This window comes from Bradyrhizobium sp. Crot121 (genome assembly GCF_059512385.1).
In genome coordinates this window covers 1-573 of record NZ_JCAMOR010000326.1, presented here as the reverse complement: position 1 = coordinate 573, position 573 = coordinate 1, and the positions used below count along the sequence as shown (strand labels likewise).

Sequence of the window (573 nt, the reverse complement as noted above, 5' to 3'; positions counted from 1 at the left end):
GCGTATCCAACGCGTTCTTGATAATGCCGGATACGCTGCCGTGGTAAGCGGGACTTGCAACGATGATGCCGTCCGCCTCTCTCACCATAGATACAAACTCCTGCTGTATGGCCGTCGGCGACGCACCGGGATGAAAGATCGGAAGGCGATAGAGCTCGGCGCCGCCAAAGAGTCGCGTTCTCGCTCCTCGATTGCCAGCAGCCTGTAAGGCAGTTCGTAAGGCCTTTTCAGTGTTTGATCCTTCCTTGGATGTGCCGCCGATGCCAACAATTAACGGCGAAAAGTTTGCCACTGACCGTTCTGTCATGCGTTCTCCTTACTGCACATTTTTGGCGACAATCTTTCGGCAAGTGTGTCGCCATCTTTCCTATATCGGCCTCTAGAAGCTAAACGAACGCTCGATGGAGCGCATGAAAGCGAAGGCGCGCGCAAGCGTGACCAAGGGAATGAAATGCCTCAGTCTATCTTGTGCGACTAACTCAACCGCTTACTTTGCTAGCTAGGTAAGATCGATCGCTTCGCTAAAGCTCCGCAGCAAGCCTGAGATGTCATTGCGTTGACAGCTGCGATGAA

At 53.2% G+C, this 573-nt stretch carries 1 protein-coding gene; it reads right to left on the bottom strand.

From position 1 onward, the window contains the following. Window positions 1–307 (bottom strand): NADPH-dependent FMN reductase (locus AC5ZGW_RS46790; protein WP_496114219.1); only part of this gene is annotated, 307 nt, incomplete at its 3' end. Window positions 308–573 lie beyond the last annotated feature (266 nt).